Below are 20,404 nucleotides of genomic sequence, written 5' to 3'. Positions count from 1 at the left end.
CATCTGTTGCGGCCGATCTATGCGCAGACTGCGGCGTATGGTCATTTCGGTCGGGAGTTGCCGGACCTGACGTGGGAGAACACGGACCGGGCCGCAGACCTCAAGTCGGCCGCAGGAGCCTGACGACAAACACGAGAGGCCGGTCCCGGTCCCGGCGGCTGCCAAAGCCACCGGGACCGGGACCGACGCCGTCCGGGTTACCCCGAGGTCGCCGGCCGCACCCGACACCCGCGCGTCCGTTCCGGACAGTCGGGCCGATGCGGCCGGTGACCTGGTGATCTCAGGTTGTCAGTGCACGTTGGTGTTGGTGGCGCGGGTCGAGTCGACGAGTGCCTTCACCTTCGGCAGTCCTTCGACGTGGCTGCCCGCCTTGATCCGGCCCGACCAGTGGTCGTACCGGCCGCTGAGCTGCTCGGAGCGCAGGCTGGCAGCGCTGACGATGCAGGCGCTGATCGGATCCCGAGGTTTGCCCTCCACCTCGACCTGCTCACAGTCCACGCCGTAGCGCACCATGTCGTGCTGCGGTCGGAAGTCGAACTTGTCGTTGGCGCAGGGATCCCAGCCTTCCTGGACGCAGCCGGCGTAGTTCGCCAGGGCAAGCTGGAAGGTCGTGCCGAAGTGCAGGTTCTGTGACTGGTCGACGTCGGTGCGCGGCGCAGCCCAGTCGCCGGGTAGGCCGTGTTCGCCGAACAGGAGCGCATTCAGTGCGTCGTCGCGCTCCAGCGCGGAAGCCCAGCCCAACTCCGAGTACGCCTGGAGCAGCCGGATCGCGGTGGTCACCTCCTGGCCCCTCTCCCACAGCAGCCGGGCGTTCTCCCACCCGAACTCGGTCGGCCGGTTCACCCCACTTCCGTTCACCATCACGGTGTAGAAGTACTTCTGCCGGCCGGCCAGCATGGCGGCGGCCTTGTTGTACGCGGTCTGGGCCACCGCGTCGATCGGCGGGACCGGTGCCGACTCGAAGGCCGTCCGGTAGCTGGCGTTCCAGCGTTCGTCGAGGAAGTACTTCTCGTCGTGGCAGTAGCCGCTCGGCTCGTTGTTCACCACCCGCCAGGAGCAGAAGACCCCCACCGGGAAGACCCGGGTCGCCGTCTGGGCGTCCTGCCACTCACCGCCGTGCCAGCGGACCCGCGACCGGACGGTGATCTGCAGGTCGCCGCTGCTGGTCTGCAGCCGTGGCGTCTGGTTCTCCACGACGTTGACGAACTGCGCCTCGAAACAGGTCGCGAACTGCGGCCGCTTGTCGGTCGGCAGCCCGTGGTCGGCCAGGTGGAAGGGATTGGGCAGGGTGGAGCGCCGCAGGGTGGCCGGTACGGCACGGTTGCCGAGGTAGCCGGAGCAGGCGGGCATCGTGGAGGCCTCCGGAATCTTGGCCTCGATCGCCTGGTCCGGTTTGCCCCACAGGTCGTACTTGGGCATCGGGACGTCGACGCCGTTCCACATCACCGCTCCCCGGATGCCGTCGGCCTGCTTGGCCCAGCCCTCCATGGCGGTGCGATAGTTGCCGACGAGTTTGGTGAACAGCTTGTTGGTACGGCCGCCCTCGCCCGGGGCACTGAACTGGCGGACCTGCTTGTTGATCTCGTCACCGGTGGTCGCGATCTCCGCCGCCCGATAGGCGAGGATCTGGCCCGCGAACTCCGGGTTCTGCAACTGCAGGATGTTGTAGGTGCGGGCCGCGGTGCCCCAGGCCGCCGGGTTGGCCACCCGCGGGTTGGAATAGGGCAGCTGGAACTCGTTGGCCGCCCACGCGGTCAGGTAGTTGATGGACGCCTCGGGCAGGTTCCTGTTGAGTACGGTGACCGGGTCGTCCAGGCTGGTTCCCTCGGGCACAGTGAAGGTGCCCGGGTCCATTGCCGTCGACGTGGCGAAGTTGAAGGTGGGCGCCTCCGCTTTCTCGTAGTAGTCGGAGTAACTTGGAATCGGTCGGCCGGTGATGGCCTCGTAGTGCACGTAGGTGTTGATCACCTTGTTCAAGTCACTCTTCGCGATTCCCTCAAGAGCAACGTGGATCGCCAGCGCCATCGAGTCCATCTTGCGCTCGATCGTCTGCAACTGGGTGGCGATCTCGCCGAGCTTGGCCTTGACCTCCGCGACCGACTTCGACAGGTCACCGAGCAGACCGACGAGGTCGTCGTACATGACGTTGAGCGCCGCCTCGATCCGGTCGAAGCGCTTGTTCATCCCCTCGGCCAGTTGGTTGATCCGTTGATGGAGCTTCTGAATCTCCGCCAGGATCATGGCGTGGGGATCGTCGTCGACCCCGGTGAAGAGCTTCACCAGGCTCATCCCCGCACCGAGCAGGTTCCCGGTCATCACCGCGGTACCCATCACGCTCGCGGCCGTGCCCAGTCCCGCATTGAGCACCGTAGTCATGTACGTGTTGATCGCACTGACCGAGGTGACCATCGCATCGCCGACGATCTTCAGCTGACCGCCGAACTTCTCGTCGGTGAAGCCCATCAGGGTGGAGAGGATGCTGACCGACTTGCCGAGCCCCTCGAACAGGATCTTGTTGCTGTCGGTCTTCTGCTTCTCGGCGTTGCGGGTAGCCTCGTCCGGGCTGTTGCCCTGGATGATGTAGGTCGTCGAGTAGTGGATCACCTCCGTGGTCCGGGTGTTCGCATTCTGGTCCAGCACCTGGAGCACCCGGGTGGCCTGCTGCTGCACGAACAACCGGTAGTTGGCCTTGTCACTGCTGGCCGCCTTGATCTGGGCCAGCGGCACGTAGTGACCGATCGTGCCGGGGTTGCTCGGCTGCGGCGGGTGGATCTGGATGGCGAGCAGGGCGGCCTCACTGGCCCGAACGCTGGCCCCGGTCCGGGCCGCGAACGCCGCGTCCCACCCGGTCGCCAGGGCCGCGTCGGTGGTGGCCGTCCGTTGCAGGGTGGCGAAGGTGGTGTCGGTCGCCCCTCGGATGTGCGCGTTCCACGCCGCATCCTGGAATCCGCCCCGCACCAGGTTCAGCGCGTCCTTGACCACATTGGCGCCCTCGACACCGACCGTGCTGGTCAGGATCTCGCGCAGATGTGGCCCGTTGAGTACCGGCGCATCGTCGCCCTCCTCGTCCTTGTCCTTGACTCCGATCCCCGCTGCCACGGCCGACATCAGGGCGAAGCGGGACCTCGAGTCGCCGTCGCCGTCCGACACCGCCTTGTCGGCCCGGTTCCGGGTGAGCGCCACGTGCGCCGCGATCTGCTCGCTGCTGGCGGAGGGGTTGACCCGCCGCCAGTCCAGCAGTTCGGCGGTGAGCACCGCGTTCTTGACGCCCGCCGTGTCCGGGCCGGTCAGCTGTACCGCCGCGCTGAAGAGCGCAGCGTGTGCCGCCGCGTCGTCGAAGTCCACCGAGTCGTCGGCCTTGGCCGGTACCTGCGCGACGGTCGCCACCATCAACCCGGCCAGGGCCGCGGCACAACCACGCCACCAAGGCCTCACTCCGGACCGCTGTCGGGTCCGAAGTCTCTCTCCTGTATGCACCACAGCTCCCTTGCGGCGCGGGCCACACACCCACGTCCCGGCGATGACCGTGCCCCGCCGGGCGTCCCGCCGGACAGGGGCAGGTGTCCCCGAAGGACGGGACATCGTCCCGACGGCAGGGTTTTCGACCGCCGTGGAGCAGCCGGCGAGCGCACGAAACCGGTTCGGTGTACCCGCAGCCCGTCGACGCCGACGTCACCTGGTGTCGCAGTGTCAGGACCGTCGGCCGGCCAGACGAAGACGACGCTTGACGCCACCGGCAGCGCGCGCCTTCAACCGCGACAGCATCTCGTCGGTGTGGCCCTCGGCCCGCCGACCGAGAGAATCGGCGTGCCCGAGCATGCCGACGATCGTCTCGATCGCCACGTCGAGCAACTGCCCGTCGTCCAACTCGTCGGGGCTGACGGTCCGCTCCATCCCGGTGGGCCGCAACTCGTCCAAATCACCGACCACGGTGCACGGGTAGTCCCGGATTTCCGCGATCTGCTGCTCGGCAAGATCGCACACCCACGCGGCCCGGTCCAGTCCGACACCGAACCGCAGCGCGGTGGCGCGCTCCTTGAGCACCGCGTCGACCAGGTGCCGCTGCACCACCTTCTGGTACGGCGTCCGCAGCGGATACCTGTCCCCCAACGCCTGGTTGACCCGGCGCAGCACCTCGCTCTCCGCGGCGCCCAGGGAGGGATTCGACGTCGGCGCGGTCAGCTCGCACAGGCCGTCCGGGATGCCCAGCACCCCGGCGAAGCGGCGCCAGAGCAGGTCACGCGGTGCACCGGGCGGCGGCACGACCACCAGGTGCCGCTGCTGCGCCGGCACCAGATCACCCCAGCGACGCAGCATCCGGGGCGCGGTGTAGTTGTCCCAGAAGGTGTCGAACCGGCCCGCCTCGACCGCCCGGAGGAAGGCGTCGAAGCGCCAGGTGCTGCGCGCCCGGATGCTCTGCTGCCAGGTCGACGGGAACGTCCGCCACAGATCCCGCCCGGCCGCGATGACGTGCACCTCGGCGGGTTGCAGGCTCTCGATCGCCCGAGACGCCTGCGCACCGGTCGCCGCACCCAGCCCCTCGTTACTGATGACGACGTCGCCGGACCACCGGCGTGCCTTCTCGGCCAGCCGGTCCCAGGTCCAGTACACCTCGGCGTCACGCCAGTGCGCCGCACGCAGATCCGCCATCGCCTGGTCGTGCGCCACCGCGCTGCCCGGCAGCAGGATCCCGGCCTTGCGCAACACGTTCTGGTTGCTCCAGAGCACGTTCTGCACGAAGGTGCTGCCCGTCTTCGGCGCACCGATGTGCACATAGACGCGTCTGGCCATTCCGCCTCCCCGGCATCGTCACCTCCCCGACCGGAGTGGTCACGTTGGAGGCACCAGGGTGGCACACCGCAGGCGTGGAAGAAACCGCAGGTGAGACACGGTCAAGCGGCCCTTTTCCACAATGCCCGACAGCCGAAATCAGAGTGAACTCTGCGCGACGCGACCTCAGTCGACGAGCAGTTTGTTCAGGGTCACCGGGAGTTCCCGGACGCGTACCCCGGTGGCGTGGTGCACGGCGTTGGCGATCGCGGCGGCGGCACCGACGATGCCGATCTCCCCGGCCCCCTTGATGCCCAGCGGATTGACCGCGACGTCGGCGTCCGGCACCCAGTACGCCTGCACCGCCGGCACGTCGGCGTTGCTGCTGACGTGGTAACCGGCCAGGTCGTGGTTGGCCCAGGTGCCGTACCGGTGGTCGAACGCGCCCACCTCGTGCAGCGCCATCGACAGGCCCATCGTCATCCCGCCGATCAACTGGCTGCGCAGCGTGCTCGGGTTGACCACCCGGCCGACCGCGAAGACCCCGAGCTGCCGCAGCACCCGCACCTCGCCGGTCTCCTGGTCCACCCGGACCTCGGCGAACTGCGCCCCGTAGGCGAAGCGCGGCAGCGTCGGCTGCGCCGCGACCTCCTCGTCGGTGCTCACCTCGACGAGCAACCCTCCCGCCGGCACCGGACCGGAGGCCGCGCCGAGCCGGTCACACAACCGCTCGCAGGCCCGCAGCACGGCCCAACTCCACGAGGTCAGGCCCATCGACCCACCGGCCACGTCCGCCGCCGGCAGGGCGCTGTCACCCACCTCGATCCGGACCCGGTCCGGCGGTACGCCGAGCGCGTCCACGGCCACCTGCCACAACGCGGTCCGCGCGCCGGTGCCGATGTCGGTGGCGTTGATCCGTACCTCGAAAGTGCCGTCGGGGAAGGCGGCGGCCGACGCGGCGGCCGGCCGGACCCGGGCGGGATAGGTGCAGCCGGCCACCCCGGTGCCGAACAGCCACCGGCCGGACCGCCGGGCCCGGGGCGTCGGGTCCCGCGGCGCCCAGTCGAACCGGCGCGCCCCGTCGGTCAGGCAGGCGGCCAGATTCCGGCTGGTGAACGGCTGCCCGCTCGCCGGATCGACCGGAGTGTCGTTGCGCAGGCGCAGCTCGACCGGATCGACCCGGCAGGCCAGCGCCAACTCGTCCAGCGCCGACTCCAGCGCGAACGAACCGGGGGTGAACCCGGGCGCCCGCATCCAGAACGGCGTGGGCACGTCCAGCCGAGTCACCCGGTGCGTGGACCGCAGGTGCGGCGCGGCGTACATGTGGCGGGTGTAGACGGCGGTCTGCTCGGCGAACTCCGTCACCTGCGAGGTCTGACTCAGCGCGTCGTGGCCGACGGCGACGAGTCGCCCGTCCCGGTCCGCGCCGAGCCGGATCCGTTGGATGGTCGGGGTCCGGTAGCCGACCGGGCCGAACGTCTGCTGCCGGGTCAGCGCCAGCCGGACCGGCCGGTCGACGTGCCGCGCCGCCATCGCGGCCAGCACCGTCTGCACCTTGACGTAGAGCTTGCCGCCGAAGCCGCCACCGACGTGTCGACTGATCGTCCGGACCGACTCCGGCGGCAGCCCGAACAGCCGGGCCAGCACGTCCCGGACCGGCCCCGAGCCCTGACTGGAGTCGTGCACCACCAGGCGCCCGTCGCGCCACTGCGCGGTCGACGCGTGCGGCTCCATCGGGCTGTTGTGGTAGGACGGCGTGCGGTAGGTGAGGTCCAGCCGCACCTCGGCGGCGTCGAAGCCGGCATCGAAGTCACCGGTGAGGACGTCGGTCGGGTAGCTCGGGTTCACGTGGTCGGGCCGATAGAAGCCGTCGCCCCCGGCGCTCAGCCGGGTGTGGTGCGGCTGCACGTCGTAGCGGAGACGGACCAGCCCGGCCGCCTCCCGGGCCGCCTCCGAGGTCTGCGCCACCACCAGCGCGACGGCCTGCCCCCGGAAGTACACCGACGGATCCTGGAGGCGGAACACCTCCGCGTCGACCCCGGGGACCAGCCGGGGCGCGTTGCCGTGGTGCAGCACCGCCAACACCCCGTCGACCGCCAGCGCCGCCGTGGTGTCCACCTCGGCGACGGTCCCCCGCGCGACCGTCGCCGGCACCAGCCACGCGTACGCCACACCATCGGCCGGGTACTCCGTCGCGTACCGGGCGGCGCCGGTCACCTTGTCGTACGCCTCCAGCCGGGTGTGCCGCCGCCCGACGGCCGCGCTCACCGGCGAGCCCCGTCGACCCGTACCCACCCCCACCTGCGCATAACGCCCACCATAGGCGTCATCAGGACGTCGACGGCCCCGATCCGGTCAGCCGAGCGCCGCTCACGCCGCGTCGGCGTAACACTCCACCACCGACAGGTCCAACGGGAACCGCACCGCGGTCTCGCCGAACAACAGCGCGGTGGCCCGCTGCCCGGCCCGGTCGACCGCCTCGGCGACCCGCTCGGCCTGCGCGGCCGGGCAGTGCACGATCACCTCGTCGTGCTGGAAGAAGACCAACTCGGCGTCGGTGCCGGCCAACTCGCCCCGCAGCACCGCGAGCAGCGTCGAGGCCCACTCGGCGGCGGTGGCCTGGATGACGAAGTTGCGGGTGAACCTCCCACGGGACCGGGCCGCCCGGGCCCGGGGCGACTGCGGGTCACCGGCCTCGTCCGGGTCGGACGGCCCGTCGTCACCCGCGCCGAACCCGGCCGTCCCTGGCGGGGAGGTACGCCCCAACCACGACCGCACCAGCCCACCCGCCTCACCGGTGCGGGCCGCCGCCTCCACGTGGCCGAACGCGGTCGGATATTTGCGTCGCAGCACCGCCAAAGCCGGCACCGCCGCGCCACCGGTCTGCCCGTACATCGCCCCCAGCAGGGCGAGCTTGGCCCGGCCCCGGTCGCCGCCGAACGCGTCCCGGGCCAACGCGGCGTACAGGTCACCGGTGGCACCGGCCGCCGCGAGCCGGGCGTCACCGGAGACCGCCGCCAGCACCCGCGGCTCCAACTGCCCCGCGTCGGCCACCACGAACCGCCACCCCGGGTCGGCCACCACCGCACGGCGGATCACCTTCGGGATCTGCAACGCGCCACCGCCCCGGGTCGCCCACCGGCCCGACACCACCCCGCCGGGGACGTACTCCGGCTGGAACCGCCCCTCGCGGACCCACGCGTCCCGCCAGGCCCGCCCGTGTGCCGTCCAGATCCGGTAGAGCTCCTTGTACTCCAGCACCAGCGGCACCGCCGGATGGTCCACCCCGCGCAACACCCAGGCCCGGGTGTTCGGCAGCTCCACCCCGGCCCGCGCGAACGCCCGCAACAGCTCCGCCGGGCTGTCCGCGTGCACCTGCCGTACGCCGAACGCCTCGGCGATCCGCGCGGCCAACTCGGCCAGCCGACGCGGCGGCCCGCCCACCGGAGACGGCTCCCCGAGCAGCTCGGTCAGGATCGCGTCGTGCACGTCGGCGCGCCAGGGCAGGCCGGCCGCACCCATCTCGGGGCCGATCAACGCACCGGCCGACTCGGCCGCCACCAACAGCCGGAACCGCCCCGGCGCCCCGGTCGCCGCGATCCGGTCGAGCTGATCGGCGTACACCCCGGTCAACGCCGTGATGCCCGGACCCGGCGGCCCGGGCACGGCGTCGAAGAGTGCGCCCTGCCCGCCGCCCGGCGGGGCGGCCGCGCGCGGTGGCGGATCGGCCGGCACCGGCGCGCCGGTCAACCGCGCCCACGCCGCCGCCAGCGCCCGGGGCTCACCGAAGCGGCCGGCGTAACCGAGCAGCAGCGCCTCGGTCAACTCCACGTCGTGGCAGCGCGCGACGCGGACCCCGGCCCGCAGCAGCGCCGGATAGAGGGTGGCGCCGCAGGCCCAGACCCAGCGCGGCGAGTCGGCCCGCTCCCGGGCGCCCACCGCGGCGGCCAGGTCGGCGACCGTTTCCGGCGGCCCCACGGCGGTACCGGCGGGGTCGAGGGGTTGCAGCACTCCCCCGCCCCGCTCGTCGGGCACCACCGCCACCAGCACGAACAGCATTCTTCCGCCCGGGTGCGACAACCCGGCGGGCGCCTGCCCGCCGGGCAGGCGCAGAGTCAGTGGGCGTTCGACCACGAACGCTGGGACAGCACGAGGCGGTAGCCGTCCGGGTCCTCGACGGTGACCCCCCACCGGTCCCAGTAGGCGCCCTGGGAGACCCGGCGACCACCGGCGGATTCGAGTCGGGAGACGAGCTCCTCGTCGGGGACTTCGCCGAGATAGATCACGAGCAGGTCCTCGGGGCCCGGTGTCGGTCGTACCGCCAGGTGGGGGCCGCCGACCAGTTCCAGGTGCCAGGAGGCTTCCGGCCAGCCCAGCATGATCAGGTCGTGCTCGCCGGGACCGCCCTGTCCCTGGTAGAGCACGTGCAGGCCGAGCCCGTCGCGATAGAAGCGCTCCGCGACGGCGAGGTCACGGGACGGTCGGGCGATCCGGATGCTGGCGGCAGGGTCGATCACGGTTGCTCCCTCGGTAGACCGAGAGGGCATCGTGCAACCTCAACCGAAGTCGAGGTCAAGTTCCTCGACCGGGGCATCCGAGTGGACTAACCTGTTAGCCAAGGAGGTCAGATGGGAAGCGAGGCTGCCGCCCAGTTCAACATCCACGAGGCCAAGACGAACCTGTCGCGGATCATCGACCGCGTCGAGCACGGCGAAGAGATCGTGATCAGTCGAGCCGGCCAGCCGGTCGCAAAGGTCATCCCGCTCGTACGCCGGGTCAATCGCACCGCACGCGGATCCCTACGCGACAGGGTGGTGCTCTCGGACGACTGGGACTCTTCCGAGGTGAACGACCGCATCGCAGACGACTTCGGTACGACAGCGTGACGCTCTTGCTCGACACTCACGTCGTCATCTGGTGGTTGACCGACGATCCGAGCCTGTCGTCAGAGATCACGGACCGCCTGGATCACGAGCCGGAGGTCTACGTCAGCGCCGCCACGATCTGGGAGATCGCCATCAAACAGGCGATCGGCAAGATCAAAGAGCCGGCGAACCTACCTGAACTCGTTCGCGACAGCGGTTTCCGGCACCTGCCCATCACCGCTGACCACGCGGTCGTGGCCGGTCGACTTCCCGGCATCCACCGTGATCCGTTCGACCGGATGCTGGTGGCTCAGGCCCAGTGCGAGAAATTGGTCCTGGCCACACGCGACTCTGTCGTGCAGAAGTACGACGTACCGGTGCTGGCTGTCTGAGCCGAGCTTGTTCGCCCGGGACCAGGTGCCAGCCGTCTCACTTCACCGGCGTCCGCCCCCCGACCGGTGGGCCGGGGGCGGACGGCGGGCGCTACTTGCTGACGCCGGCGGTGAGGCCGGACTGCACCTGGCGCTGGAAGACGATATAGACGATCAGCACCGGCAGCATCGCCATCGTCACCCCGGCGAACAGGCCGGACCAGTCGGAGCGGTAGCCCTGGTTGACCGAGAGCTCGATCAGGCCCTGGGAGATGACCTGGTTCTTCGGCTCACCGGCCACCGACTGCATGAGCAGGGTCGGCAGGTACCACTGGTTCCACTGGCCGAGCACGTTGAAGATGCCGATGCTGATCAGGCCGGGCTTGGCCATCGGCAGCATCACGCTGAAGAACAGCCGGCTGTGCGAGGCCCCGTCGACCATGCCCGCCTCCGCGATCGCGTTGGGCAGCGTCCGGAAGAACGAGTGCATGAAGAACACGGTGAACGCCAGCGACCACGCCACGTAGACCAGGATCAGCATCAGGTGCTTGTTCGGGCCGAGGAACGGCAGCGCCGCACCGGTGTTGTAGACGCCCTTGAACAGCGGCACCGCGGCGAGGTAGATCGGCAGGGTCAGGCCGGACAGGAACATGTAGTAGATCAGCCGGTTGCCGGGGAACTCGTAGCGGGCGAGCACGTAGGCGGCCATCGAGCCGAGCAGCATGGTGAGGAAGACGCTGCCGGTCAACACCAGCACGGTGTTGAGAAAGAACTCGCCGATGTGGCCCTCGGTCCAGGCCCGGGCGAAGTTGTGCCACTGCAACTGCTCGGGGATGAGCGACAGCGGCTTGCGGATCACCTCCGAGTCGGTCTTGAGCGCCGACATCACCACCCACAGCAGCGGGTAGACCACCATGATCGCCCAGACGGCGAGGAACAGGTGCGAGAAGCCGTTGAAGAACCGTGCCCCGGCACGACCGCCACCGACGGCGGCGCGGTCGGCCGGCGTACGCCCCGGCGGCGGGGCCTGGTCGGGCCCGGCCTGGCCACCCGGGGTGTGGGTCACCGTGCTCATCGTCCAGGTCTCCTCAGTACTCGATCCGCTCACGACGGGTGATCCGGAGCTGGAGCGCGGCCAGCAGGATCGTGAAGATCGCCAGCGCCACGCCCATCGCGCAGGCGTAGCCGAACTGGCCCTTCTGGAAGGCGGTGAAGTTCAGCACCGACGCGAAGATCTCGCTGGCGTGGTTGGGACCGCCCTGGCTGGGCGTCATCACGAAGACCAGGGCGTACATGTCCAGGGCGATGAAGCCCAGGTAGACCCAGGCCACCGAGACGGTGTCCCGCAGCAGCGGCAGGGTGATCCGGAAGAAGGTGTGGAAGCGTCCCGCGCCGTCGAGGATGGCCGCCTCGTAGACGTCCTTCGGGATCGACTGCATGGCCGCCGAGAACAGCACCATGTAGAAACCGGCGCCGCTCCAGACCGCGATCAGCAACAGCCACCACAACACCGCCGGTACGCCGAGGAAGGGCTCCGGGTCGTACATGAAGGTGATCGGGTCTTCCTCGCTGACCAGCCCGATCTTCATCAGGATGCCGTTGATCAGGCCCTGGCTGTCGGCGCGGTAGATCTGTTGCCACATCACCGCGATGACGACCAGGGAGAGCACCTGCGGGAAGAAGAAGATCACTTTGTAGAACCCGGAGCCGAAGACGCCCCGGATGCCGGCCTTGTCCTCGCGTCCGCCCACGTTGAGCAGGAACGCGAGGAACAGGGCCAGCGCGATGGTGAACAGCGGCACGGTGATCAGGAAGAAGACGTTGTGCCAGAACGCCTTCCTGATCAGCTCGTCGGAGAACAGCCGGATGTAGTTGTCCAGCCCGACGAACTGCTGCCTGTCGGAGTAGCCTCCCCAGTCGGTCAGCGAGTACCCGGCGGCCTGCAGGAATGGCCACACCACGTAGAAGACGTAGAGGCCGACCGGCAGTGCCAGGAAACCCGTGACGAAACGGCCAACACCGTGCCGCATGTCTCTCACTTCCTCGTTCGGTTGGGTCCGGCGGGTGTCACGCGTCGCGGGTCTGCTTGGTGATGGACGAGTCCTTGGCGACCTTGTCGGCGGCGGCCTGCATCTTGTCGACGAACTGCGCGGCGGTGAGCCGGCCGGCCATCAGCTCCTGGGAGAGGTTCTGGCTCTCCTTGTCCAGGTCCGCGTAGAAGTTCCAGAACTTGATCGAGACCAGGTCCTTCGGCGCGTTCTTCATCAACTCGTTGGCGCTGGCCAGCGCCGAGTCCTGGACGTTGTCGCCGGAGCCGGCGGTGGAGGCGAGCGACTTGGTCAGCTCGGCGAACTTCGCCGAACCGGCCTTGGAGAGCACCGCCCGCAGGAACTCCTTGGCCGCCGCCTTGTTCGGGGCCTTGCTCGGCACCACGATGCCCTCGCCCGCACCGGCGTAGACGTCGTTGGGCGCCTTGTCGGTGGCGCCCAGGCCCCAGTAGTCGGAGATCTTCATCTCGAAGCCCGGCGGGATGGTCGCCGCCATCTCGTTCTTGAGCCAGGTGCCGACCTGGATGAAGGCCGCCTTGCCGTCGAGCCAGGCCTGCTGCGACTGGGTGTGGTCGAGCTTGCCCGGGAGCACCAGCTTGTCCTTGACCAGCTTCTCCCACACCTCCAGGGCGGGCAGGACGCCGTCGGCGCGCCAGGCGTTCTCCTTGAGGTTGTCGATGTCGATGACCGCCTGCTTGCCGGCCGACTTCCAGACCGTGGCCATCAGCGCCCAGCGCGGGTAGTAGCCGTGCACGGCGTCGTAGACGTACGGCGACATGCCCTTGGCCTTGATCTTGGGGGCGAGGGCGAAGAACTCGTCGAAGGTCTTCGGCGGGGCCCAGCCCTCCCGGTCGAACACGGCCGAGTTGTACCAGTTACCCCAGACCGTGTAGGCGATGTTCACCACGTAGAACTTGCCCTGGAAGGTGCCGTCGGCGACGGTGCCGGGCAGCAGGGTGTCGGCGACGGTGCCCCCACCCTCCCAGGCCGGGGCGGCGAGCAGGTCGTCCAGCGGCTCGATGGCACCCTCGTTGACCAGGGTGCTGATGTCCATCATGTCCGCGCCCGAGTTCATCACGACGTCGCTGGGCTGCGTCGCCATCTTGGGCTGCTCTTCGGTCTTGATCTTCTGGGTCGAGCTCATGTTGACGGTGATGTTCGGGTGCTTGGCGTTGAAGATCGCCTGGTCTTCCTTCGCCCAGGCGTCACCCAGCCCACCGTTGAAGATGACCACCTTCACGGCGCTGTCGGCCTGCACGCCGAAGGGGTTGTCGGTGCTCTTCTCCCCGGCGTTGTCGGTGTTCTGGCTGGGCGTGCTGCCCGCGCAGGCGCTGAGCAGACCCGCGGCCGGGGTCACCAGGAGGCCCGCGGCCGCCGCGCGGCGCAGCAGGGTCCGGCGGTTCAGATCGGGGGAAACGGTCATCTCTGACTCTCCTTGTGGTGTCGGGTCAGGCGGTGCGCCGGAGACGTCCGGCGTACCGCGACTCGAGGGCGAGGTTGTGCTCGTCCCCACCGGGGACGTTGGCGGAGAGGTAGATAGGGGGTGCCTCTCCGGCCTGGTGGAACCGCCGTACGACCTCCGCGGTCAGCAGCTGCGCCAGCAGCGCCGAGGTGACCGAGGAGACCGCACAGACCGCGCCGCCGCCCTCGAGCGGCAGCAGTGCGTCGCCGTACGGCGCGCCGTTGTCCAGCACGACGTCGGCGAGATCGACGAGCCGCCGGCCGGACGGGTGGCGCGGGGCGACCCGTCCGGTGTGCTCGACCGAGGTGACCGCGATCAACGGGTGACCGCGACCGGTGACCAACAGGGCCAGTTCGACCACCGAGCCGTTGATGCCGGACTGGGACGCCACCACGAACACGTCCTGCGGCTGCGGCGCGGCGATCTCGTAGAGCTGGTGGGCGATGGCCGGGTCGCGCTCCAGCTTCGGGTCGGCGAGCACGTCACGCGGGGCGCCGCCGTGCAGCACCAGGTCGTGCAGGGTGATCCGGTTGGTGGGCACCAGCCCGCCGGCCCGGGCCACCAGCTCGGCGGCGAACGCCTCGGAGTGCCCGGCGCCGAACGCCTGGAGCACCCCGCCGTCGCGCAGACTGGCGGTGATCAGGTCGGCGGCGCGGCCGAGCGGCTCGTGCCCCCGGTCGACGAGACGGTCGAGGACGGGGCGGACGGCGTCCGCGTACCCCTGGGCGCTGATCATGCGCTGGCTCCCCTCGCGGCCTTGTGTCCGTCGACGGCCTGGGCGGTACGCCGGAAGGCCGCGTGTGCGCGGTCGTGCGTGCGCTGGGCGACCGCGATGTAGAGCAGGTCGAGGACGACCAGTTGCGGATGCCGGGCCGACAGCGCGTCCGGGCGGAACGTGGTGGCGTGACTGGCGGTCAGCAGCACGATGTCGGCCAGTTCGGCCAGCGGCGAGCGACGGAACCCGGTCAGCGCGATCGTGGTCGCGCCCCGGCTGCCGCCCTCGGCCACCATCTCGATGGCCTCCCGGGTCTGGCCACTGTGCGAGATGCCCAGCGCGACGTCGCCCGGGCGCAGCAGCGCGGCGGAGGCGAGCCCGGAGTGCACGTCGTTCCACGCCCAGGCGGCCACCCCGATGCGGTGCAGGCTGAACTGCATCTCCTCGCCGACCAGGGCGCTGCCGCTGGCGCCGAAGATGTTGACCCGGCTGGCCCCGGCGATGGCGTTCGCGGCCCGTTCCACCTCGTCGAGGTCGAGCAGCGCGGCGGTGTCGTGCATGGCTCGGGTGTCGGCCGCCATGATCTGTTCCAGGACCCGGTCCAGCGGGTCGCTGGGCTGGATCTCGCGTCCGATGTCGACGGTCCACCCGGCCGACCGGGCCCGGCCGGTCTCGGCGGCGATGCCCAGCCGCAGGTCGGCGTAGCCGTCGAAGCCCATCGCCCGGCAGAACCGGGTGACCGTGGCCGGTGAGGTGCCGCTGCGCTCGGCCAACTCGACGATGGTGGCCCGCGCCGCCGCCTCCGGGTCGCTGAGGACGTGCTCGGCGACCCGGCGCAGCGCGCCGGTCAGCTCGTCGGACCCGCTGCGCACTCGAGCGAGTATCCCGCCCGAGGCGACGCCGAGGGCGCCCCGCCGGTCAACCCGGTCGGCGTCGGCCACCGCGGTGCCCGCGGAGGTGTCCGCCTCGTGATCAACCATGGGACGCCTTTCGGAAAAGACTGTTAACTGATAGTGGTAAAAGTTCTTACTGAAGCCACCTCTGTGTCAAGACCGTGGGCGAAGTTTTCAAACTGTTACCTGGCGCACCGTCCGAGGCCCGATCCCCGTCTTGCTCCGGAGAGGCGCCGCGACCAGCATGAACGCAGATCGATCAAGGAGGTGGGCGCCGATGTCCGACACCGTCGTGATCGGCCTCGATATCGGCGGCACGTCCACCCGGGCGCTCGTCGTGACCCTCGACGGTGCCCGCCTCGGCACCGGCCGAGCCGGCGGCGGCAACCCCACGAGTCACGGCGCCACCCGCGCCGCCGGGGAACTCCTGACCGCCCTCCGCGCGGCACTCGCCGACATCGACCCGACCCGGGTACGCGCCGGTGCCATCGGGCTCGCCGGAGCGGGCCGCCTCCGGGCCGACCCGGCCGGACGCGCCGCCTTCGCCGACGCATGGCGGGCAGCCGGGCTTCACTGCCCGTACGCGGTGCACGGCGACGCCCTCATCGCGTACGCCTCCGGCACCGCCGCACCCCGGGGCACCGTTCTCGTCGCCGGCACCGGCGCCGTCGCCGCCAAGGTCCGCGACCTGCGCCTGGACCGCGTCGCCGACGGGCACGGCTGGCTGCTCGGCGACGCCGGTTCCGGCTTCTGGCTCGGCCGAGCGGCGGTACGCCGACTGCTCACCGCCCTGGACAGCGGCACCGACCCGGGCGACCTCGGCCGGCGGGTGCTCACCGAGCTGACCGGCTCCGCCGAGATCGCGGCGCGCACCCGGGACACCGTCGACGCGCTCGTGCAGGTCGTCACCCGCCGCCCACCGGTGGAACTGTCCCGACTCGCCCCGCTGGTGCTCGATGCCGCCGCCTCCGGCGAGCCGACCGGGGTCGCGCTGCTGGACGCGGCCGGCGCCCACCTCGCCGACACGGTCGGCCGGATCCGACCGACCGACGACACCGACGTCCTGGTGCTCGGCGGCGGGCTGCTGACCGGCGACACACCGCTGGCCGCCGCCGTCCACGCCGAGGCCCGGCGACGCTGGCCGTACGCCCCGGTACGACCGGCCGGGGACGGCGCCGCCGCAGCGGCCTGGCTGGCCGCCCGCGAACTGCCCGAGGTGACCGATCCGACCGCCCTGCACGCCCGCCTGGTCCCGCCACCCACCTGACCCACCCGCCCCCGGCCACCTCGACCGCCCTGGGGCTCTGGTCGGCGTCGCTGCCGACGGCCACGCGCCAGCTCCCGCACTCGCACTCGCACTCGGGGCGATGAGTCTGGCATCGACCTACGTCATTATGAAAGATGCCAGTCGGTCACTTTGGACGCAGCCGGCCCCACCCCTCAACCCCCTTTGCTCTGCTTCAACCGGCGCAACGTGATCGGCGCGTATTCGTTGCGTGGGGTGAAGCAGAGCAAAGGGGTCCGGGAAGACCTATGAGGCGGGCAGTCAGGTGCCATCCTTAGTGCCAGGTATCAGGGCCACCACCGCAGATGCGGCGGAGAGCCGACCGGCTGCCCGATCGGATGGTCACCGTTCCGGGTTACTGGCGGTCGGTGGTTGCGTCCTGTCGCGTACACCGAGGACCTCGTTGACGAAGTCGTCCTTGTTGCGGGCGTAGGCCGCGAGGTCGGCGCCGTGAGCCTGCGCGAGATCGCGCTTGAGATGCTCGTACCGGGACCGGTAGTCCGCGCGTCCCCGCAGCGCATCGCGGAACGCGATCCGTCGTCGCCACAGCAGCGAGGTCGGCTCGGTGAGGTGGAGCTGACGAGTGCGCTCCCACCAGTTGTCGGTCGCCGGCTTGAAGAAATAGTGCGCTTCCTCCGGGCGGTGCACGCCGTTGCGGTAGCCGAGCGCGGTCACCACTTCGATGGCGGCCACCGCCTCCGACAGGCTGCGTACCGGCGCCATCATGTCGATGATCGGTTTCGCCGCCAGGCCGGGAATCGATGTCGAGCCGATGTGCTCGACCGGCCCCACCAGCCACCGTTTCAGAACGGTTTCGAGGGCGACCCGCTCCTGCGCGAACAACACCGCCCAGTGTGGGTCGTACGGGCTGAGGGTGACCGGAGTGCCGTCCACGGATCTCATCGTGCCATTCTCGGCGGCTCCCGCCCGGACTGCGGTCAGCCGCCCCGGACGGCGGTCAGCCGCCCGCTGGGCGTCACGGGCGCATACCCTCGGATCATGCGCCGCCTGGCCCGACTCGCCGCACGGACGCCGGCAGACCGCGAGCGCTACCTGGACCTGCTGCGGGCCTTGGCGATCATCATGGTCGTCCTCGGGCACTGGGCGGTCGCGACGATCGGCTACGACGAGCACGGGCAGCCCGACGGTCACTCCGCCCTACCCGCGATCCCATGGGCCTATCCGCTGACCTGGGCGGTCCAGGTGATGCCGGTGTTCTTCCTGGTCGGCGGCTACGCCAACGCCGCCTCGCTGACCGCACACCGCAGCCGTGGCGGCGACGCGACCGGGTGGCTACTCGGGCGCAGCGCCCGCCTGCTGCGTCCGACCAGCGCGCTGGTGCTGGCGTTGGCCGGAAGCGCGCTGGTGGCCCGGCTCGTCGGTGCCGAGCCGAGCATGGTCCGTACCGTCGTCTGGTTCGCCACCGTCCCGCTGTGGTTCCTCGCCGCCTATCTCGTGGTGGTGCCGCTGACCCCGCTCATGTACGCGCTGCACCGCCGTTTCGGACTGGCCGTGCCGGTCGTGTTGGCGCTGCTCGTGGCCGCCGGGGACCTCGGGCGAGCGACCGGCCACGAGACAGCGGCCCTGCCCAACTACCTGCTCGGATGGTTGGCCGTGCACCAGGTCGGCTTCGCCTGGTACGACGCCCGCCGGGGGCACTGCGACCCGGCCGGGTCCGGCGCGGGCCGGTGGACCCGCTGCCTGCCGATGTCCCGCCGTGCCGCCCTGGTCCTGGCCGTCGCGGGTCTGGGCGTCGCGGTGCTGCTCACCAGCGTCGGCCCGTACCCGGTCAGCATGATCAACCTGCCGGGACAGCGACTGGACAACGCGGCCCCGCCGAGCGTGGCGTTGCTGGCCGTGGCCACGGCCCAGCTCGGGCTGATCCTGCTGCTGCGCGAGCGGGCCGAACGGTGGCTGCACCGCAGCCGACCCTGGCAGGCCGTGATCGCCGTCAACTCGGTCGTGCTCACCGTCTTCCTGTGGCACCTGAGCGCGGTGATCCTGCTGGTCGGCGCGCTGGACCGGCTGGGTGTCCTGCCCACCCCGCCGGCCGGGTCGGCGGCCTGGCTGGCCTGGCGGCTGCCCTGGGTACTGCTGCTCACCGTGGTGCTCGCCGCGCTGGTCGCGGTCTTCGGCCCGATCGAGGCCCGCACCGGCCGTTCCACCGCGAGTCGGGACGGTCCCGACGCCCCGCAGCCCACGCCGGGCTCACCCGACGCCGGCCGCCCGGAGATCCAGCACCACCCGCAGGAGGACCGCCAGCCGCCCGGCCGGTGGGCGGCCGTGCGGGGCGTGCTGGCCGTCGCCGGTTTCGCCGCCGTCGGGTACGCCCTGGTGACCAACAGCGCCACCGCCAAGACCGCGCCCGAGCCGCTCGGGCTGCCAGCCGCCGCCCTGGTCGCCTACCTGGCCGGGGCGGGTGTCCTGCGCCTGCTCAGGTCTGGGTGGGGAAGCCGAGGTTGACCCCGCCGTGGCGGGGGTCCAGCCACCTGCTGGTGACCACCTTGCCCCGGGTGAAGAACGCCACCCCGTCGGCACCGTGCGCGTGCAGGTCACCGAAGAGGGACGCCTTCCAGCCGCCGAACGAGTAGTACGCCATCGGCACCGGGATCGGCACGTTGACACCGACCATGCCCGCCTCCACCTCGTGCTGGTAGCGACGGGCCGCACCGCCGTCGTTGGTGAAGATCGCCGTGCCGTTGCCGTACGGGCTGGCGTTGACCAGGGCCACCGCCTCGTCGTACGAGCCCACGCGCACCACCGAGAGGACCGGGCCGAAGATCTCGTCGGTGTAGATCGACATGTCCGGGGTGACCCGGTCGAACAGCGTCGGGCCCAGCCAGAAGCCGTCCGGGTCGCCGTCGGGCGTCACGTCCCGGCCGTCGACCACCGCCACCGCACCGGCCGCCACCCCCGCCTCGACGTAGGACCGGACCCGGTCCGCGTGCGCGGCGGTGACCAGCGGACCCATGTCGCAGCCGCGCCGCCCGTCGCCGGTACGCAGCCCGGCCATCCGCTCCGCGATCCGGGCCACCAGGTCGTCGGCGACCGGCTCCACCGCGACCAGCGCCGAGATCGCCATGCACCGCTCCCCCGCCGACCCGAACCCGGCGTTGACCGCCGCATCGGCGGCCAGGTCCAGATCCGCATCGGGCAGCACCACCATGTGGTTCTTCGCACCGCCGAGCGCCTGCACCCGCTTACCGGCCGTGGTGCCGCGCTGGTAGACGTGCCGGGCCACCGGGGTGGAGCCGACGAACGACACCGCCTTGACCGTCGGGTGATCCAGCAGCGCGTCGACGGCCTCGGCGTCGCCGTTGACCACGTTCAACACCCCGTCGGGCAGGCCGGCCTCGGCAAACCACTCCGCCAGCAGCAGCGCCGCGCTCGGGTCCTTCTCGCTCGGCTTGAGCACCACGGCGTTACCGGCGGCGACCGCCACCGGCACGAACCACAGCGGCACCATCACCGGGAAGTTGAACGGGCTGATCACCGAGACCACCCCGAGCGGCTGCCGCAGACTGTACGAGTCGACCTCGGTGGAGACGTTCTCGCTGAAACCGCCGCGCAGCGCCGACGGGATCCCGCAGGCGTACTCGATGACCTCCAGCCCGCGCTGGACCTCCCCGGCGGCGTCGGCGAGCACCTTGCCGTGCTCGGCGGTGATCACCTCGGCGAGCCGGTCCCGGCGGGCGTTGACCAGCTCCCGGAAGGCGAACAGCACCGCCGTCCGCTTCGCCAGCGACGCGTCCCGCCAGGTCCGCGCGGCGCGCTCGGCCGCCTCGACGGCGACCGCCACGTCCGCGACGGAGGCCAGCTCCACCTGGCCGGTACGCCGACCGGTGGCCGGGTCGAAGACGTCACCGCGCCGGGTCGAGGTGCCGCTGACCCGCTTGCCGTCCACGAAGTGCCCGATCAGGTTCAGGGCACCGCCTTCCGTTCGCGACTGCGGGGCTCGCAGAACCGGCTCACTCCTCGCGCTCACCGAACCACCT

At 70.7% G+C, this 20,404-nt stretch carries 16 protein-coding genes and 1 pseudogene; 5 read left to right on the top strand and 12 right to left on the bottom strand.

The annotated features are described in order from the left end of the window. Nucleotides 1–123, top strand: a pseudogene (locus ABT008_RS15095) (methionine adenosyltransferase); the annotation flags it as partial. A 165-nt stretch (nt 124–288) separates the two neighbouring features. Here the strand turns inward: ABT008_RS15095 and ABT008_RS15090 are convergent. The 5 genes from ABT008_RS15090 to ABT008_RS15070 form a co-directional block, all read right to left on the bottom strand. After that, entirely contained in the window at nt 289–3,390 is a 3,102-nt protein-coding gene (locus ABT008_RS15090) for a hypothetical protein (RefSeq protein ID WP_350696763.1), read from the bottom strand. Between the two features lie 300 nt (nt 3,391–3,690). After that, on the bottom strand, nt 3,691–4,791 hold the full coding sequence (locus ABT008_RS15085; protein WP_350696762.1) for a hypothetical protein: 1,101 nt from the start codon (nt 4,789–4,791) through the stop codon (nt 3,691–3,693). Between the two features lie 165 nt (nt 4,792–4,956). Next, on the bottom strand, nt 4,957–7,038 hold the full coding sequence (locus tag ABT008_RS15080; protein ID WP_350696760.1) for a xanthine dehydrogenase family protein molybdopterin-binding subunit: 2,082 nt from the start codon (nt 7,036–7,038) through the stop codon (nt 4,957–4,959). A 102-nt stretch (nt 7,039–7,140) separates the two neighbouring features. After that, complete coding sequence (locus ABT008_RS15075) at nt 7,141–8,829, bottom strand: bifunctional 3'-5' exonuclease/DNA polymerase (protein WP_502890437.1); 1,689 nt, start codon at nt 8,827–8,829, stop codon at nt 7,141–7,143. A gap of 56 nt (nt 8,830–8,885) precedes the next feature. Further along, entirely contained in the window at nt 8,886–9,287 is a 402-nt protein-coding gene (locus tag ABT008_RS15070) for a VOC family protein (RefSeq protein WP_350696759.1), read from the bottom strand. Nucleotides 9,288–9,398: 111 nt separating this feature from the next. On the opposite strand from ABT008_RS15070, the gene ABT008_RS15065 reads away from it, so the two are divergent. Together ABT008_RS15065 and ABT008_RS15060 are read left to right on the top strand one after the other, a co-directional pair. Further along, nucleotides 9,399–9,656: a type II toxin-antitoxin system Phd/YefM family antitoxin gene (locus ABT008_RS15065; RefSeq protein WP_350696758.1), complete on the top strand. Its 258-nt coding sequence runs from the start codon at nt 9,399–9,401 to the stop codon at nt 9,654–9,656. Then, nucleotides 9,653–10,027, top strand: a complete 375-nt coding sequence (locus ABT008_RS15060) for a type II toxin-antitoxin system VapC family toxin (protein WP_350696757.1) — start codon at nt 9,653–9,655, stop codon at nt 10,025–10,027. Before ABT008_RS15065 ends, ABT008_RS15060 begins: the two co-directional genes overlap by 4 nt. A gap of 91 nt (nt 10,028–10,118) precedes the next feature. Here the strand turns inward: ABT008_RS15060 and ABT008_RS15055 are convergent, their stop codons facing one another. The 5 genes from ABT008_RS15055 to ABT008_RS15035 are packed head-to-tail and all read right to left on the bottom strand — an operon-like array spanning nt 10,119 to nt 15,211. Continuing rightward, the gene (locus tag ABT008_RS15055) at nt 10,119–11,081 is read right to left on the bottom strand and encodes a carbohydrate ABC transporter permease (RefSeq protein WP_350696755.1); all 963 of its coding nucleotides are present in this window, start codon (nt 11,079–11,081) and stop codon (nt 10,119–10,121) included. Nucleotides 11,082–11,094: 13 nt separating this feature from the next. After that, nucleotides 11,095–12,036, bottom strand: coding sequence for a carbohydrate ABC transporter permease (locus tag ABT008_RS15050; protein WP_350696753.1), 942 nt, complete (start codon nt 12,034–12,036; stop codon nt 11,095–11,097). Nucleotides 12,037–12,073: 37 nt separating this feature from the next. Continuing rightward, on the bottom strand, nt 12,074–13,477 hold the full coding sequence (ngcE, locus tag ABT008_RS15045; protein ID WP_350696751.1) for an N-acetylglucosamine/diacetylchitobiose ABC transporter substrate-binding protein: 1,404 nt from the start codon (nt 13,475–13,477) through the stop codon (nt 12,074–12,076). 25 nt (nt 13,478–13,502) lie between these two features. Continuing rightward, a complete protein-coding gene (locus ABT008_RS15040; RefSeq protein ID WP_350696749.1) occupies nt 13,503–14,252 on the bottom strand; it encodes an SIS domain-containing protein in 750 nt (249 codons plus the stop codon). Then, nucleotides 14,249–15,211, bottom strand: coding sequence for a MurR/RpiR family transcriptional regulator (locus ABT008_RS15035; protein WP_350696747.1), 963 nt, complete (start codon nt 15,209–15,211; stop codon nt 14,249–14,251). Before ABT008_RS15035 ends, ABT008_RS15040 begins: the two co-directional genes overlap by 4 nt. A 190-nt stretch (nt 15,212–15,401) precedes the next feature. Between ABT008_RS15035 and ABT008_RS15030 the strand changes: the two genes are divergently transcribed. Further along, entirely contained in the window at nt 15,402–16,391 is a 990-nt protein-coding gene (locus tag ABT008_RS15030; RefSeq protein WP_350696746.1) for an N-acetylglucosamine kinase, read from the top strand. Between the two features lie 360 nt (nt 16,392–16,751). On the opposite strand, the gene ABT008_RS15025 is transcribed toward ABT008_RS15030, so the two are convergent. Further along, the gene (locus ABT008_RS15025) at nt 16,752–17,312 is read right to left on the bottom strand and encodes a GrpB family protein (protein WP_350696744.1); all 561 of its coding nucleotides are present in this window, start codon (nt 17,310–17,312) and stop codon (nt 16,752–16,754) included. A 96-nt stretch (nt 17,313–17,408) separates the two neighbouring features. On the opposite strand from ABT008_RS15025, the gene ABT008_RS15020 reads away from it, so the two are divergent. Continuing rightward, on the top strand, nt 17,409–18,872 hold the full coding sequence (locus ABT008_RS15020) for an acyltransferase family protein (protein ID WP_350696743.1): 1,464 nt from the start codon (nt 17,409–17,411) through the stop codon (nt 18,870–18,872). On the opposite strand, the gene ABT008_RS15015 is transcribed toward ABT008_RS15020, so the two are convergent. Beyond that, the gene (locus ABT008_RS15015) at nt 18,844–20,334 is read right to left on the bottom strand and encodes a CoA-acylating methylmalonate-semialdehyde dehydrogenase (protein ID WP_350696806.1); all 1,491 of its coding nucleotides are present in this window, start codon (nt 20,332–20,334) and stop codon (nt 18,844–18,846) included. The two genes, ABT008_RS15020 and ABT008_RS15015, sit on opposite strands and share 29 nt — an antisense overlap. Nucleotides 20,335–20,404 lie beyond the last annotated feature (70 nt).

The sequence above is a fragment of the Micromonospora sp. NPDC002389 genome (genome assembly GCF_040296095.1).
Classification (GTDB): Bacteria; Actinomycetota; Actinomycetes; order Mycobacteriales; family Micromonosporaceae; genus Micromonospora.
This window is presented reverse-complemented; position numbering and strand designations above follow the sequence as displayed.